The organism is Collimonas sp. NPDC087041 (genome assembly GCF_044745265.1).
Classification (GTDB): domain Bacteria; phylum Pseudomonadota; class Gammaproteobacteria; order Burkholderiales; family Burkholderiaceae_D; genus Collimonas.
This window is the reverse complement of the sequence record NZ_JBIUZX010000003.1, coordinates 202,007-217,674: the sequence shown is the minus strand read 5'-3', so window position 1 is coordinate 217,674 and position 15,668 is coordinate 202,007. Positions and strand designations below refer to the sequence as shown.

Below are 15,668 nucleotides of genomic sequence, written 5' to 3'. Positions count from 1 at the left end.
CGAAGCAGGGACCTGCGGATTAACAGGCTCACGGTATATGTAAGCGCTAGCCCGCATAAATGCTATCTCAACTGTGACCAGTTAGACGGCATCTTTTGCAAAATAATAAACTTTTGATATTTATTCTATAGGTCTATTTTCATTGTATTTTAGCAAGCTAAAAGCGCATAATGAGAAAAATATCATCCCGATAATATCGCCCTGTTTTGACCATTCAGGTTTATTTTGAACACAGTACCAATATTTGCAATATATGGCGAAACGACCTCCTCCGGGAACATGCGTTCATTGTCTGGAAAAAGAAGTTGATCGCACGTGGGACCATGTCTTACCGCAGGCCTGGTATCCGGTTGGTACCCCAGATAATTTGCATAAATGGCAAATTCCTAGTTGTCATTTGTGTAATAGGGATTATGGGAAATTGGAGTCGGATTTGCTGGTCCGACTTGCATTTTGTCTGGATCCGACTCTTCCAGAGACGACCGAAATAGTGAAACGTGCATTGCGCTCGTTGAATCCTAAGTATGGGAAGAACAAGCGGGATAGCGCTGCACGTAGTGCCCTTGCAGCACGTCTTAGTAAAGAGCTGCTCAATGGACGTCAGATCCATCGTGAGGCTGTATACCCGGGATTTGAGGAAAAATGGGGGCGGTCGCATGCTCAAGGTTTGGGAATTAAGGTACCTGCAGAAAGCTTTCGGCGGTTTAGTGAAAAAATAGTTAGGGGTGTTTATTTTGTCGACGGAGAGAGGCTAATTGAACCGCCATATGTCATTGAATTTTTTGCTTTATCAGATCAAGGGGCCAAGCCTATTCAGGATCTGGTGGAGCGCTATGGTCGCGAAATGTCCCTAGGTACGGCAATAGTAGTCAGGATCGCGGAAGCTGATGAAGATCGCATGTGCAGCCTGATAGAAATTTCGATATGGGGCAAATTTAAAATGTATTGCTCCGTTGACTTAGACAACGATTCAATAACCTGATAAGACAGCATGCCATTATGCGAGAGCTCAGCATGATGGGAATTACAGCAGGTTCATTGCTACCCGGCTTGGACGGAAGTTGTGAAGAGCTGAGAGAGCGGTTCTTTGACTAGGTAAACGAACGAATATATGAATAATATTCCCTGCAGAAATGGAGCGAACATTTTTCGCATCACGGGGAAAGCATGGCAATAGATTCGCATCGACTTGCCATATCAGGTATGGCCCAGCGCCTTGCCTCCGGTTATTATGCTTTCTTGGTGGGCCACCTCGTCGCTGTTAATCCGCTGCCGATCAATTCGCTGCCACCGGCTAAGGTCCCTGGCGAGAATCCTATCGGCGAGATTAAGCGAAAGGACGGCACCTATCACACGCTTGACCTCCGCCACTATCTTGATCTTCTCCGCTGCGACAATGACTTGCAGGGACATTTTCTTCGTGTCTGGGCCATGGGCGCGTTGTTAATACTGGGCGATGAACTGAGCAAGCATAAATACTTTGACCGGGCGCCGATTCTTGAGCTGGTCTATCACCTGCGTAACGGTGTCGCTCATGGAAATCGGTTCAACATCACTGATAAGGGAAGGGAACGTTTGTCGAGGTATCCAGCGCATAACCGCAACGCGGCTGCGACGAGTCCTTTGGGAACGGTATTCGAGATCACCCCTAATCTGTGTGGGGCTGTCTTGTTTGATTTTATGGGCGCTGCCGACGTCATCGATCTCTTGCAATCGGTGGAGGTCTATCTCTCTCGATAGTCAGTGAGATTGAGCACACCGCCCGAGCTTGGATAAGTTTGATCCAATACAGTTTATAGCGTGATGCGAGTTCGATCTTCAATCTGTTTCTTTATGAATCCCTTGGCTAAATCTTTAAGTAAATCCATTGTGAAGCCTCCAGCCTCCAGCCTCCAGCGCTCCTTTTCTATTCTTTAACCAGACCTCTGGATTGCGTACAGAATCCAGGAAATCGCGGAGTCGGGGTCAAGTCTTGCAATGACACATGCGATGCTTCGTGCTTGCAGTTTGCTCGTACTATCTGGGGCAATTGGGTCACGGATTAAGAGTCCGCTGTTCTATTAAATGGTTGAGCCATATTTTGGCTCAATTGAGCTGAAATATGGCTCATGAGAAAAACAGTGGCGCACTTCTCCCTAGAGAGACCAAGGATAGTGATGAAGTAAGGTAGCGTCTGGCTGGCCAAAGTTGCTCGGCGCGCGACGTTACTGGGGGGGGGCATGATGCCGCGCTTTGGAAAGTATTCCAACGAGCGCAAAATGCATTTTGCTTGATGGCTGCGGCCACAAGATTTTTTGCGAAGCATGCGAAGAATTGCGGAGCAAAAGAAAAGGGGCCACATTTGCATGTGGCCCCTTAGAATCTTGGCTCCCCGACCTGGACTCGAACCAGGGACCTGCGGATTAACAGTCCGTCGCTCTACCAACTGAGCTATCAGGGAATTGAAAGAAGCAGAATTATAGTCTTGAATTAGCTGCGTTGTCAAAGCTTTTTCTAAACTTTTCTACATCTCCCGAAGCCGTTGTTGCAACTGCTTCGGGACCCGAATATTACAGGACTTTTGCGATTGCGGCGACAACATTATCAATATTTTTTGTGTTGAGCGCGGCGACGCAGATGCGGCCGGTGTCAACAGCGTAAATCGAGAACTCATCGCGCAGGCGTTCTACCTGGGCTTTGGTCAGGCCGGAGTAGGAAAACATGCCGCGTTGCTTGATGACGAAATCGAAGTCGTGGGCTGGTGCTTGTTCCTTCAGTTTCGAGACCAGCAGCTGGCGCATTTCGCGGATGCGGACGCGCATGCCGGCCAGTTCTTCTTCCCACAGCTTGCGCAGTTCCGGCGATGCCAGGGTGGTGGCAACGACTTGACCGCCATGGATCGGTGGGTTGGAGTAGTTGGTGCGGACTACGCGCTTCAGTTGCGACAGCACGCGGCCGGCTTCTTCCTTGCTGGCGGCGACGATGCTCAGGGCGCCGACGCGTTCGCCGTACAGCGAGAACGATTTGGAGAACGAGTTCGATACGAACAGCGGGCCACCGGCCTTGGCGAAACGACGGACGACTTCGCCGTCAGCGTCGATGCCGTCGCCGAAGCCTTGGTAGGCCATGTCTAGGAATGGGATCAGGCCACGTTGGGTCACGACTTCGATGATTTGCGTCCATTGGTCGCTGGTCAGGTCGGCGCCGGTCGGGTTGTGGCAGCAGGCGTGCAATACGACGACCGAGCCGCTGGCCATGGTTTTCAGGGCGTCGATCATGCCGCTGAAATTGACGCCGCGGGTGCTCGCATCGTAGTACGGATAATTGTTGACGGTGAAGCCGGCCGATTCAAACAGCGCGCGGTGGTTTTCCCAGCTTGGGTCGCTGATCCAGACTTGCGCGTTGGCGGCGGCGAAGCGCTTCAGGAAATCGGCGCCGAGTTTCAATGCGCCGGTGCCGCCGATGGCTTGCACGGTGATCGCACGGTTCTCTTGCACTACGGCGCTGTCGGCCCCAAATACCAGTTCTTGCACAGCCTTGTCGTAAGCCGCCAGGCCTTCGATTGGCAGGTAAGTACGTGGCGACAGCTTTTCAATCAGCAACGCCTCAGCTTTTTGCACGCATTCCAGCAGCGGCACCTTGCCGTTGTCGTCGTAGTAGACGCCGACGCCGAGGTTGGTCTTGCCTGGATTTTTATCCGCATTGAAGCCTTCGGTAATGCCGAGGATCGGATCGCGTGGCGCCATTTCGATGGCGGTGAAGAGGGAGGCTGAAAGAGGTGCGTTCATCGTGATAACATAAAAAGTTGGCTGCAAATTGAAGGTTGCAGTCGGGTTGAATGCTGTGCCGGGTCACGAGATAAATCGCGAATCGGCGCGGATTTACTGCCGTCTATTCTACCAAAGGTCGAAGCCCATGGCTGACATATCACAGGTTTCCAGTGTCGTCGACGAGTCAAAAATCGTCACTTTTCCCAATTCGCCGTATAAATTGTTCCAGCCTTTCCAGCCGGCAGGAGACCAGCCGACGGCGATTGCCAGGCTGGTGGAAGGGGTTGAAGACGGCTTGTTTTACCAGACGTTGCTGGGCGTTACCGGCTCTGGCAAGACTTATACAATGGCTAACGTGATCGCCCGCATGGGGCGGCCGGCGATTATTTTTGCGCCTAACAAGACGCTGGCGGCCCAGCTGTACAGCGAGTTTCGCGAGTTTTTCCCGCACAACGCGGTGGAATATTTCGTTAGTTACTACGACTATTACCAGCCGGAAGCCTACGTGCCGCAGCGCGACTTGTTCATCGAGAAAGATTCCTCGATCAACGAGCATATCGAACAGATGCGGCTGTCCTGCACCAAATCGCTGATGGAACGACGCGATGTGGTGATTGTGGCAACGGTGTCGGCGATCTACGGTATCGGTAACCCGAACGAATACCACCAGATGATCCTGACCTTGCGCGCCAAGGACAAGGTCAGCCAGCGCGACGTGATCGCGCGCCTGATCCAGATGCAATACACGCGCAACGAAATCGATTTCGGTCGCGGCACCTTCCGCGTGCGTGGCGATACGATCGACGTGTTTCCGGCTGAGCATGCCGAATTGGCAGTGCGCATCGAGATGTTCGACGATGAAATCGATAGCCTGCAGCTGTTCGATCCGCTGACCGGCCGCGTGCGCCAGAAGATCCCACGCTTTACGGTTTATCCCGGTTCGCACTATGTGACGCCGCGCGCCACTGTATTGCGCGCCATCGACACGATCAAGGAAGAGCTGCGCGATCGGCTGGAATTTTTCCGTAAGGAAAATAAATTGATCGAAGAGCAGCGCATCGAGCAGCGCACCCGTTTTGACCTGGAAATGATGCAGGAAATCGGTTTCACCAAGGGCATCGAAAACTATTCGCGCCATCTGAGCGGCGCCTTGCCGGGCGAACCGCCGCCGACGTTGGTCGATTACCTGCCGCCGGATGCGCTGATGTTCCTGGATGAGTCGCACGTGCTGATCGGCCAGTTGAACGCCATGTACAACGGCGACCGCTCACGCAAGACTAACCTGGTGGATTACGGTTTCCGCCTGCCGTCGGCGCTGGATAACCGGCCGCTGCGTTTCGATGAATTCGAAGGCAAGATGCGGCAGACGATTTTCGTCTCGGCCACGCCGGCTGAGTACGAAAAACAGCATGCCGACCAGGTGGTCGAGCAAGTGGTGCGGCCGACCGGCCTGATCGATCCTGCGATTGAAGTGCGGCCGGCCTTGAGCCAGGTTGATGACTTGATGACCGAGGCCCATGCCCGCATCAAGAAAAACGAGCGCGTGCTGGTGACGACCCTGACCAAGCGCATGGCCGAGCAACTGACAGAATTCCTGAGCGACAACGGCATCAAGGTGCGCTATCTGCACAGCGATATCGAAACCGTCGAGCGCGTCGAAATCATCCGCGATCTGCGCCTCGGTACCTTCGATGTGCTGGTCGGCATCAACTTGCTGCGCGAGGGTCTGGATATTCCTGAAGTATCGCTGGTGGCGATCCTGGATGCCGACAAGGAAGGCTTCCTGCGTTCCGAGCGCAGCCTGATCCAGACCATCGGCCGCGCCGCGCGTAACCTGAACGGCACCGCGATCCTGTACGCCGATCGCATGACCGATTCGATGCGCCGAGCGATCGACGAAACCGAGCGCCGCCGCAACAAGCAGATCGCTTTCAACACCGCCAATGGCATCACGCCGGTCGGCATCAACAAGCAAATTCGGGAATTGATCGACGGCGTCTACAGCCCGCAGGAAGCGCGTGAAGAGCTACATGCGGCGCAGGACCAGGCCAAGTACGAGTCGATGAGCGAGAAACAGGTGAGCAAGGAAATCAAGCGCCTGGAGAAGCTGATGGTCGATCACGCCAAGAACCTGGAGTTCGAGAAAGCGGCGCAGGTGCGCGACCAGTTGCATGTGCTCAAGCAGCAACTGTTTGGTGCGCCGGGGGCTGACAATATTGCCTTGTAGTTTTTCAGGCGGAGCAATTTCCTGGTTGATGCCGGATACGCGCAGGCAAGGCGCTGCGCGTCGTCCCCGCGAACGCCGGAATGACAGCGACGTGTGTTGTGTGTGATTGCCTGACTGCCGGCATTTTTTATTTATACGATTTATTTTTTTGGCTTATGACTGATTTCCTCCCTGCTTCAATTCGCGCTGCTTTGGATGGCGTACATGCATCCTGGTTACCCATTCTGGAGCGCGGCTTGCAAGCCGTGGCGCAAGCCAATCCCGCCTATTTGCCAGACTTGGCGGCGAGTGATTACCTGCCCACTGAAGGCCGACTATTTGCCGCCTTCAGCCGGCCGCTGGATGCAGTGCGTTACGTGCTGGTGGGAGAGGGGCCTTATCCGCGCGCGGCCAGCGCCACCGGGGTGTGTTTCATGGATGGCGCGGTTGGTTCGCTATGGTCGGAGAAGGGGTTGTCGAAGCAGGTCAACCGCGCTACGTCGCTGCGCAATTTCATGAAAATGCTGCTGGTCGCCGATGGCCAACTGGCGGTCGAGAATACCACCGGTGATGCGATGTCGGGCGTGGCGCAACAGGCGCAAATGCAAGGTTCGCCGGCAATCCAACAGCTTGCCGATTTGCAGGCCAATATGGTGGGGCAGGGCTTCCTGCTGTTGAATGCGTCGCTGGTGTTTCGCGCCGACGTGCCGCCGGTCAAGGATGCGAAGGCGTGGCAGCCGTTCATGCAGGCTGTCCTGACTGGTTTGGCCGAAGCCGCCGAAGATCGTGGCCAGGCTTTGCCGACGTTGGTGCTGTGGGGGAAAATCGCCGAGCAGCTGAATGCCTACCCGGTTACCGCGCGTTTCCCGAAGGCGGTGGCGGAGCATCCGTACAACTTGAGCTTTATCGGCAATGCCGGCATGCAGGCCCTGTTCGGACCGATGCAGCTGCTGAAGCGCGCCGGCTAGGCCGATTGCCGCGCGCTCAGATCAAACTCATCTGGCGCAGATCCATTTCGACTTGGGGAGTCATGTTGTCCACAACAGGCAAGGCCAGGGCGAGTTCGGGTTCAGCTTCCACCGGCTTGGCTTTAGGTTTTGCCTTGGGCGTTGGAGCCGCAACTGGTGCAGGGGCCGCAACCGGCGCAGGCGCCGGTTTGGCGCGCTTGGGGCTGGCCGGAGCTGAACTCGCGCTCAACCAGCGTTTCAGCATGTCGTCGAACAGTTCCAGCATCTCCGTCGGCAATGCCTGGGTGTAGGCTTGCCGTATCACCAGGCCATCCCACATGGCCGTCAGCAGCAACGCCGCCTGTTGCGCGTCCAGCGCCGGATTGATCTGACCGCGTTCCTGGGCCGTGCTCAGCATTTCGGCCAGGCCATCCACCCATTCCGTTTCCGCCGTCTTGATCGCCGCGCCAACCCGCTTGTTGCGCAAGCCTTCCGCATAGATCTCGGTCATCAGGCCGGCATCGCTGATCGCTGCATAGCGGGCGGCGAAGGCGCGGGTGATGGCCGACAGCGCCTGCGGCAGGTCCTCGGTGTCATGGAATTCCGCCAGCATGGTGCGCGCCTGGCGCCGTTCGTCTTCGGCCATTGCCGCAATAATCGCGTCCTTGCTGGTGAAGTAGCGATACACCGCGCCTGGTCCGAGCCCCACTTCGGTGCAGATTTCCTGCATGGAAGTCTGGTGAAAGCCCGTCTTGCGGAAGCACTTTGCTGCCGATTTCAAGATGTCGATCCGCTTCTGATCGGCTCTCTGGGTGGGTGACTGCGGTGTCTTTGATTTGCGGATGGCCATGCTGTGCTGCTCAAAAGAGGACTGTGCGGGAGGGTCGGTATTATAGGTTTAACCATCGCTTACTTGAACAAATTTTTTGCCTTTTTGGCCTCACTGTTGTGTGTATACAGCAATTTTTCATGCAATTCATGGTTCAGGCAAGTGCCCGTACAAGTTGTGATTGATTAAAAATCAACTGCCTCCAGAGCCATAGCCGGCGCGGCAATCCGGGAATTGGGCAATACCTGACGGATTCACTCAAGTTTGGTATACTGTCTCAAATTATTCAGATTTCAGAATAAGGGCTTAACAGATAGATAAAGCGGAGCCGGAAAACCTCAGCGGGTTTTTTGAGCACCCCTTAAAGCGAGCGGAGATTACATGCGTCTGACTACCAAAGGCCGGTTTGCGGTAACTGCGATGATCGATTTGGCATTGCGCCAGGGCAAGGGTCCTGTGACTTTGTCCGCCATCAGCGAGCGGCAAGAGATTTCCCTTTCCTATCTGGAACAGTTGTTCGGCAAATTGCGCCGTCACCAGATTGTTGAATCCGTACGCGGGCCAGGCGGCGGATATAACCTGGCGCGCAAAGCGGAAGACGTGACCGTGGCGGACATCATCATTGCTGTCGATGAGCCGCTGGACGCGACCCAATGCGGTGGCAAGGAGAATTGCCACAGCCCGGACCACGAAGGCGGCGGTCGTTGCATGACGCATGATTTGTGGTCGACCTTGAACGCCAAGATGGTTGAATACCTGGATTCGGTGTCGCTGAAGGATTTGGTGGATCAACAACATGCGCAGCAGCACGCGCAGCAAAAGAAGACCCTGGAACAAAATGTGGTGGTGATGCACCGGTCCCACCTGGTTGCTTGATTGGAGCTCAAAATAGTATGAACGCACCCTTGGAAAAAAGCCTGATAGACACATTGAAGGCACCTCACTTCCCGATTTATATGGATTACTCGGCAACGACGCCGATCGATCCGCGTGTTGCCGACAAGATGATTCCTTACCTGCGCGAGCAGTTCGGTAATCCGGCGTCGCGCAGCCACATGTATGGCTGGTCCGCAGAAAAAGCCGTCGAAGACGCGCGTGAGCAAGTCGCCAAGCTGGTCAACGCCGATTCGCGCGAGATCATCTGGACTTCCGGTGCCACCGAAGGCAACAACCTGGCCATCAAGGGCGCAGCCAATTTCTACAAGACCAAGGGCAAGCACATCATCACGGTCAAGACCGAGCACAAGGCTGTGCTGGACGTGTTCCGCGAGCTGGAGCGCCAGGGTTTTGAAGCGACTTATCTGCAACCGCAAGACAACGGCCTGATCACACTGGAACAACTGGAAGCGGCGATCCGCCCGGACACGATCCTGGTGTCGGTGATGCTGGTCAACAATGAAATCGGCGTGATCCAGCCAATTCCTGAAATCGGCGAACTGTGCCGTCAGAAGGGCATCATTTTCCATTGCGACGCGGCGCAAGCCACAGGCAAGGTTGCGATCGACCTGGAAAAATGGAAAGTCGACCTGATGACTTTCACTGCCCACAAGACTTACGGTCCGAAAGGCGTCGGCGCCTTGTACGTGCGTCGCAAACCGCGCGTTCGTATCGAAGCGCAGATGCATGGCGGCGGTCATGAGCGCGGCCTGCGTTCGGGCACTTTGCCGACGCACCAGATCGTCGGCATGGGCGCAGCGTTTGAAATCGCCCGTGAAGAAATGGATGAAGAGATCGTTCGCATCAAAGCGCTGCGCGACCGCCTAGCGACTGGCCTGCAAACTATCGAAGAAGTGTATGTCAATGGCGACATGGCACATCGTGTACCGCATAACCTGAACGTCAGCTTCAATTATGTCGAAGGCGAATCGCTGATCATGGCAATCAAGGATATCGCGGTATCGTCCGGTTCGGCCTGTACTTCGGCCAGCCTGGAGCCTTCCTACGTATTGCGCGCGCTGGGTCGCAGCGACGAGCTGGCGCATAGCTCGATCCGCTTCACCATCGGCCGCTTTACGACCGAAGAAGATATCGATTTCACGATCGAACTGATCAAGACCAAAGTTGCGAAACTGCGTGAGTTGTCGCCGCTGTGGGATATGTACAAGGATGGCATCGACATCAGCACCATTCAGTGGGCCGCCCACTAAGTTGCAGATTGAAGGCCACACCGGGAAATTCTTCTGCGGCGTGACCGCAGCGTCAAATTAAGGAGCAGTAACATGTCTTACTCAGAAAAAGTTTTAGACCACTACGAAAATCCACGCAACGTCGGCGCCTTTGAAAAGGGCGACGAAACTGTAGGTACCGGCATGGTCGGTGCGCCGGCTTGCGGCGACGTCATGAAGTTGCAGATCAAGGTCGGCGCTGACGGCATCATCCAGGACGCCAAGTTCAAGACTTACGGCTGCGGCTCGGCGATTGCTTCGTCGTCGCTGGTGACCGAATGGGTCAAGGGCAAGACACTGGATCAAGCCATGTCGATCAAGAACACCCAGATCGCCGAAGAACTGGCGCTGCCGCCAGTGAAGATCCACTGCTCGATCCTGGCTGAAGATGCGATCAAGGCTGCGGTTGAGGATTACAAAGCCAAGCATGGTGAACAGAAGCAAGCGGCGTAATTACTAGCACTAGTTACCATCGACCTGCCGGTTGCGACAACATGTCGCTATGGGCGGGGCGATAGAGCTACAGGAAAGAGATCGACGGTTTATGGCAATCACACTGACAGAAAAAGCGGCAAAGCATATCAACCGCTATATCGAGCGGCGCGGCAAGGGCATCGGCCTGCGCTTTGGCGTGCGCACGACCGGTTGCTCGGGCTTGGCATACAAGCTGGAGTATGTGGATGAGAAGACTGACGAAGATGCAGTGTTCGAGTCGCATGGCATTCAGGTCTTTGTCGATCCGAAGAGCTTGCCGTATATCGACGGCACCGAACTCGATTTCGCGCGCGAAGGTTTGAACGAAGGCTTCAAGTTTTACAACCCGAACGTCAAGGACGAGTGCGGCTGCGGCGAAAGCTTCCGGATTTGATGTCATCCTGGCCGGGCATTGGACTGTCTGATTGACCGTTGAGCCTGCGTCACGATGGATGAGATGGACGACCCAAGCCTGTTGCATTTCAACAGGCTTTTGTTTTAATTCAATATGCAAAATCACTTCGAGTTATTCCAACTGCCGCAACGCTTCACGCTCGATACATCTGCGCTGGAGCAGGCCTATCACGAGGTGCAGAACCAGACTCATCCGGATCGCTTCGTCAATGCCACCAGTGCCGAAAAGCGCGTGGCGATGCAATGGACGACGCGCGCTAATGAGGCTTACCAGACGCTCAAGAGCCCGTTCAAGCGCGCCGCCTATTTGTGCGAACTGAATGGCGTGGAACTGGAAGTCGAGTCGAATACGGCCATGCCGACGGCTTTCCTGATGCAGCAGATGGAATGGCGTGAAACGCTGGACGATGCCCGTGCGGAAAAGAACCTGGCCGCGCTGGAGCAACTGGACGAGGAATTACGCGCCGCGCGCAGGGCCGATCTGCAACGCATTGGCGTTTTGCTGGATGCCGGAGATTTCCAACAGGCTGCGCAATACGTGCGGCAGTTGATGTTCCTGGAAAAATTTGGGGAAGAGATCGGCAACGCATTCGCCGTTCTCGAATCGTAAATCACGACACGACAATTATTATTAGCCGAGTACGAACATGCCTGAAGTCTGGTTATTCCTGATCGCCGCAATGACGCTGACCCTGGCCCCGGGGCCGGACAATATCTATGTGCTGACGCGCGGCATTGCGCAGGGCCGCAAGGCCGGCCTGGTGGCCGCGCTGGGTTTCAGTTCGGGCTTGATTTTCCATACGATGCTGGCGGTGCTCGGCTTTGCCGCGCTGATCAAGGCTTCGCCGCTGGCCTACTCGCTGTTGCGTTACGCCGGCGCCGGTTACCTGATCTATATCGGCGTGCGCACCTTGCGTTCGCATACCGCAGTTCACCTGCAAGGCAATGCCGCGCCACAGAAGCTGACGCGCATCTATTGGCAGAGCGTGATCGCGAATATGCTGAATCCGAAAGTGACACTGTTCTTCATCGCATTCCTGCCGCAGTTCGTCAACGCCAGCGCCGGTCATATCCCGGCGCAGATGTTGCTGTTGGCAGCTGTATTTATCATGCAGGCGCTGGCAATATTCAGTGCGGTCGCCCTGTTTTCCGGTATGGTCGGCGCGTTTTTCCAGCGCAAAAAATCGGCCGCTACCACCATGAACCGCTTGGCGGGCTGTGCATTTATCGGACTCGGTATTCGCATCGCTCTGCCGCAATAAAGCAATAAACGAAAAGCAAGATACCCCTATGGCACTTCTGCAAATCTCCGAACCAGGCATGTCCACCGCACCGCACCAGCATCGGCTGGCGGTAGGGATCGATCTGGGTACCACCAATTCGCTGGTCGCCACAGTGCGCAACAGCATCCCTGAGGTGCTCAACGACGAGGCTGGCCGACCATTGCTGCCGTCGATCGTGCGCTATCTGCCGAATGGCAATGCGCACATCGGCTACAAGGCGCAGGCGGCGCAAACTACCGATCCGAAGAACACCATCCTGTCGGTCAAGCGCTTCATGGGCCGTGGCCTGAAAGACATCGCCTACGCTGAAAACCTGCCATACGATTTTCTCGATGCGCCAGGCATGGTGCAGTTGAAGACAGTTGCCGGCGTCAAGAGCCCGGTTGAAATTTCCGCTGAAATCCTGGCAACGTTGCGCCAGCAAGCTGAAGATGCGCTGGGCGACGATCTGGTCGGCGCAGTGATTACCGTGCCTGCGTATTTCGACGACGCACAGCGCCAGGCCACCAAGGATGCGGCCAAGCTGGCCGGTTTGAATGTGCTGCGTCTGCTGAATGAACCGACTGCTGCGGCGATCGCCTACGGTTTGGATACTGCCTCGGAAGGCGTCTACGTGGTCTATGACCTGGGCGGCGGCACCTTCGATATTTCGATCCTGAAGCTGACCAAGGGTGTGTTCGAAGTGCTGGCCACCGGCGGCGATTCTGCGCTTGGCGGCGACGATTTTGATCATCGTTTGTTTTGCTGGATCAGCAAGGAAGCGCAATTGTCGCCGTTATCCGATGAAGACACCCGGGTGCTGATGGTCAAGGCGCGCGAAGCCAAGGAATTGCTGTCGACCAAAGCTGAGGTGACCATCGATGCTGCCTTGAGCTCCGGCGAACGTGTGCATCTGCTGCTGACTTCGGAAATCTTTGACGAAATCACCAAGCATCTGGTGGCCAAGACCCTGACGCCAACCCGCAAGGCGTTGCGCGATGCCGATCTGAGTGCCGACGACGTCGATGGCGTGGTGCTGGTTGGCGGCGCTACCCGCATGCCGAGCATCCGCAAGGCGGTCGGCGACTATTTTCATACAACGCCGCTGGCGAATATCGATCCGGATAAGGTGGTCGCACTGGGCGCTGCAATCCAGGCCAATCTGCTGGCCGGTAACCGCGCTCCCGGCGACGACTGGCTGTTGCTGGATGTGATCCCGCTGTCGCTCGGGATTGAAACCATGGGCGGCCTGGTGGAAAAGGTCATTCCGCGCAATTCAACCATTCCGTGCGCGCGTGCGCAGGAATTCACCACCTTCAAGGATGGCCAGACCGCGATGGCGATCCAGGTCTTGCAGGGCGAGCGCGAGCTGGTCAGCGATTGCCGTTCCCTGGCCAAGTTCGAGCTGCGTGGCATTCCGCCAATGGCGGCCGGTGCGGCGCGTATTCGCGTGACGTATCAGGTCGATGCGGACGGTTTGTTGTCGGTCTCGGCGCGCGAGTTGCGTTCCGGTGTCGAAGCCTCGATCAGCGTCAAGCCGTCTTATGGTTTGGCCGATGACGACGTCGCGCGCATGCTGCAGGAATCGTTTGCTTCGGCTGACGTCGACATGCAACAACGTGCCTTGCGTGAAGAGCAGGTGGAAGCGGAGCGTATCGTGCTTGCTACCGAATCGGCATTGCAGGCCGACGCCGCGTTGCTGTCTGAAGAGGAACGCACATCGATCGCAGCGTTGATTGAAGCCGTGCGCACGAAAGCGCTGGGCGATGATCACCTGGCGATCAAGGCGGCAGTCGATGCGCTGGCGCATGGCACCGAAGAGTTCGCAGCGCGGCGCATGGACCGCAGCGTGCACGATGCGCTGACCGGCAAGACACTGGATCAAGTGTCCTGAACACCATATAAATTCAAAAAGAATCAACCTATTCCCGAGGTAAACAAAGTGCCCCAAATCGTCGTACTGCCCCACCCAACATATTGCCCAGAAGGTGTCGTGATCGAAGCGCCACGCGGCCAATCGGTCTGCGATGCGCTGCTCGACAACGATATCGAAATCGAGCACGCCTGCGAAAAATCCTGTGCCTGCACGACCTGCCACGTCGTGGTGCGTGAAGGCTTCGCTTCGCTCGGCGAACTGGATGAGAAAGAGGAAGATCTTCTGGATATGGCGTGGGGCCTGGAAGCCACTTCGCGCCTGTCATGCCAGGCGATTGTCGGCGAAGAAGATCTGGTGGTCGAGATCCCGAAATACACGATCAACCACGCCAGCGAAAACCATTAATCATTCGCTGTCGCAGCGATTATCAATAGGGGAGCAACACAATGAAGTGGACCGACACATTGCTGATTGCAGAAACGTTGTACGACAAATTTCCGGATATCGATCCGGCGACGATTCGTTTCACCGACCTGCATAAATGGGTATTGGACCTGGAAGGTTTCGACGATGATCCAAAGCGTTCCGGCGAAAAGATCCTGGAAGCGATCCAGGCTGCCTGGATCGAAGAAGCAGAGTAAGCGCAATCTTGATTGCACAATAAAAAACCCGCTGTCGCTACACTCGTAGCGACAGCGGGTTTTTTATTGGCACTGCGATGCCGGGTGTTGCTTAACCGCGTCCTTCCAGATGACCGTTGACCACCCGGACTGGATCGCCGACGCGCCATTCCTGTTGAGCCGATTGCGGGAAGCTGCGGACCTTGCCGTCTTCCATGCGCACCATGACTTGATAGGTCGTGGTGGTGTGGGTGCGTTTTTCCACTTCGTTGCCGGCAAAGCCGCCGCCGACGGCACCGGCGACTGTCGCCAGGGTATTACCGTTGCCGTGACCGACCTGATGGCCGAGGATACCGCCCAATACCGCGCCGGCTGCAATGCCTACGCCGCTAGGCTTGGCTGCGTGCTGGATTGCCTGTATCGACTCAACCCGGCCGCAGCTGCGGCAGATGGCGGGTTGCGGCGCTGCTTGTGGCTGGTTTGGCGCAGCTGCGTAGGCAGGCTGCGGTGCTTGCTGCATCGGTACCGCCTGGTTTGGCGCTTGCTGGTAGTAGCTGTTCTGGCCGGCAGGAGCGCCATTCTGATTTTGCGTCGGCTGGCCGGATTGTTGTTGCTGTTGTTGAGCGCTGTAATCGGCCGGTGCAGCCGACATCGCAGCGACTTGCTGTGGATTCGAGCCTTGCGAGCTAGGAAACAAGCCAGTCATCGCAGCCACGCCTACCAGGCTAGCCAGAGTGACTGCAACGGCCGCGGTAGCGACCAGCGGGTGAATGCGGTTGTTTGGTTTCGGGTTATCCATTATTACCTCCAGAAAAGCTTTTGTTTGTTAAGTAAAGTAATTATCAAAGGTTCGCTGGCTGAGCACTAGATTGATAGTGTGTCAGATGTATCCTTATGTAACGAGTTCAATCTATCTGGAAATATTTTGCTGTTGAGAAACTGATTTACACCACAAACTCCCAATAATTGGGGTCAGAGTCGAATTAATTTGAGTTTGTTGGGGGGATTTACTCCGTGGAACGTCAAATGGGGTCAGAGTAATTTTCGCAAAAGGCCGCGAAAAAAAACTCCGACCCCATTTGACTACGCTGTCGCTGATTTGCCGCTAAATCGATTTATTCCGCAA

At 55.6% G+C, this 15,668-nt stretch carries 16 protein-coding genes and 1 tRNA gene; 13 read left to right on the top strand and 4 right to left on the bottom strand.

Annotation, left to right across the window (positions count from 1 at the left end):
* The first annotated feature begins 490 nt into the window (after positions 1–490).
* Both ACIPF8_RS06870 and ACIPF8_RS06865 read left to right on the top strand, forming a co-directional pair.
* Positions 491–982: a hypothetical protein gene (locus ACIPF8_RS06870; protein ID WP_400418699.1), complete on the top strand. Its 492-nt coding sequence runs from the start codon at positions 491–493 to the stop codon at positions 980–982.
* 185 nt (positions 983–1,167) lie between these two features.
* Entirely contained in the window at positions 1,168–1,740 is a 573-nt protein-coding gene (locus ACIPF8_RS06865; RefSeq protein WP_400418697.1) for a hypothetical protein, read from the top strand.
* A 624-nt stretch (positions 1,741–2,364) separates the two neighbouring features.
* Here ACIPF8_RS06865 and ACIPF8_RS06860 read toward each other — a convergent pair.
* Both ACIPF8_RS06860 and ACIPF8_RS06855 read right to left on the bottom strand, forming a co-directional pair.
* Positions 2,365–2,440, bottom strand: a tRNA-Asn gene (locus ACIPF8_RS06860).
* 109 nt (positions 2,441–2,549) lie between these two features.
* Positions 2,550–3,767, bottom strand: coding sequence for an amino acid aminotransferase (locus tag ACIPF8_RS06855; protein WP_400418695.1), 1,218 nt, complete (start codon positions 3,765–3,767; stop codon positions 2,550–2,552).
* Positions 3,768–3,894: 127 nt separating this feature from the next.
* Between ACIPF8_RS06855 and uvrB the strand changes: the two genes are divergently transcribed.
* Positions 3,895–5,976: an excinuclease ABC subunit UvrB gene (gene uvrB, locus ACIPF8_RS06850; RefSeq protein WP_400418693.1), complete on the top strand. Its 2,082-nt coding sequence runs from the start codon at positions 3,895–3,897 to the stop codon at positions 5,974–5,976.
* Between the two features lie 155 nt (positions 5,977–6,131).
* A complete protein-coding gene (locus ACIPF8_RS06845) occupies positions 6,132–6,923 on the top strand; it encodes a uracil-DNA glycosylase (protein ID WP_400418691.1) in 792 nt (263 codons plus the stop codon).
* A 16-nt stretch (positions 6,924–6,939) separates the two neighbouring features.
* Here the strand turns inward: ACIPF8_RS06845 and ACIPF8_RS06840 are convergent, their stop codons facing one another.
* Positions 6,940–7,752 carry a TetR/AcrR family transcriptional regulator gene (locus tag ACIPF8_RS06840; RefSeq protein WP_400418688.1) on the bottom strand — a complete coding sequence of 271 codons (813 nt, stop codon included), beginning with the start codon at positions 7,750–7,752 and terminating at the stop codon, positions 6,940–6,942.
* A gap of 360 nt (positions 7,753–8,112) precedes the next feature.
* Between ACIPF8_RS06840 and iscR the strand changes: the two genes are divergently transcribed.
* The 9 genes from iscR to iscX all read left to right on the top strand — a co-directional run bounded on the left by iscR (position 8,113) and on the right by iscX (position 14,563).
* Positions 8,113–8,607 (top strand): Fe-S cluster assembly transcriptional regulator IscR, encoded by a 495-nt coding sequence (gene iscR, locus ACIPF8_RS06835; RefSeq protein WP_061532705.1) that lies wholly within the window; start codon positions 8,113–8,115, stop codon positions 8,605–8,607.
* Between the two features lie 17 nt (positions 8,608–8,624).
* Positions 8,625–9,878 carry an IscS subfamily cysteine desulfurase gene (locus ACIPF8_RS06830; RefSeq protein WP_400418686.1) on the top strand — a complete coding sequence of 418 codons (1,254 nt, stop codon included), beginning with the start codon at positions 8,625–8,627 and terminating at the stop codon, positions 9,876–9,878.
* Positions 9,879–9,950: 72 nt separating this feature from the next.
* Positions 9,951–10,349 (top strand): Fe-S cluster assembly scaffold IscU, encoded by a 399-nt coding sequence (gene iscU / locus ACIPF8_RS06825; RefSeq protein ID WP_014007107.1) that lies wholly within the window; start codon positions 9,951–9,953, stop codon positions 10,347–10,349.
* Positions 10,350–10,440: 91 nt separating this feature from the next.
* Entirely contained in the window at positions 10,441–10,764 is a 324-nt protein-coding gene (gene iscA / locus ACIPF8_RS06820; RefSeq protein ID WP_014007106.1) for an iron-sulfur cluster assembly protein IscA, read from the top strand.
* A 114-nt stretch (positions 10,765–10,878) separates the two neighbouring features.
* The gene (hscB, locus tag ACIPF8_RS06815; protein WP_400418683.1) at positions 10,879–11,394 is read left to right on the top strand and encodes a Fe-S protein assembly co-chaperone HscB; all 516 of its coding nucleotides are present in this window, start codon (positions 10,879–10,881) and stop codon (positions 11,392–11,394) included.
* A gap of 37 nt (positions 11,395–11,431) precedes the next feature.
* Complete coding sequence (locus ACIPF8_RS06810; RefSeq protein WP_400418680.1) at positions 11,432–12,046, top strand: LysE family translocator; 615 nt, start codon at positions 11,432–11,434, stop codon at positions 12,044–12,046.
* Positions 12,047–12,074: 28 nt separating this feature from the next.
* Positions 12,075–13,940 carry a Fe-S protein assembly chaperone HscA gene (hscA, locus tag ACIPF8_RS06805; protein ID WP_400418677.1) on the top strand — a complete coding sequence of 622 codons (1,866 nt, stop codon included), beginning with the start codon at positions 12,075–12,077 and terminating at the stop codon, positions 13,938–13,940.
* Positions 13,941–13,988: 48 nt separating this feature from the next.
* The gene (gene fdx, locus ACIPF8_RS06800) at positions 13,989–14,327 is read left to right on the top strand and encodes an ISC system 2Fe-2S type ferredoxin (RefSeq protein WP_400418674.1); all 339 of its coding nucleotides are present in this window, start codon (positions 13,989–13,991) and stop codon (positions 14,325–14,327) included.
* A gap of 41 nt (positions 14,328–14,368) precedes the next feature.
* Positions 14,369–14,563, top strand: a complete 195-nt coding sequence (iscX, locus tag ACIPF8_RS06795) for a Fe-S cluster assembly protein IscX (protein ID WP_400418671.1) — start codon at positions 14,369–14,371, stop codon at positions 14,561–14,563.
* 91 nt (positions 14,564–14,654) lie between these two features.
* Here the strand turns inward: iscX and ACIPF8_RS06790 are convergent, their stop codons facing one another.
* Positions 14,655–15,341, bottom strand: a complete 687-nt coding sequence (locus ACIPF8_RS06790; protein WP_400418668.1) for a glycine zipper 2TM domain-containing protein — start codon at positions 15,339–15,341, stop codon at positions 14,655–14,657.
* Positions 15,342–15,668: the final 327 nt, after the last annotated feature.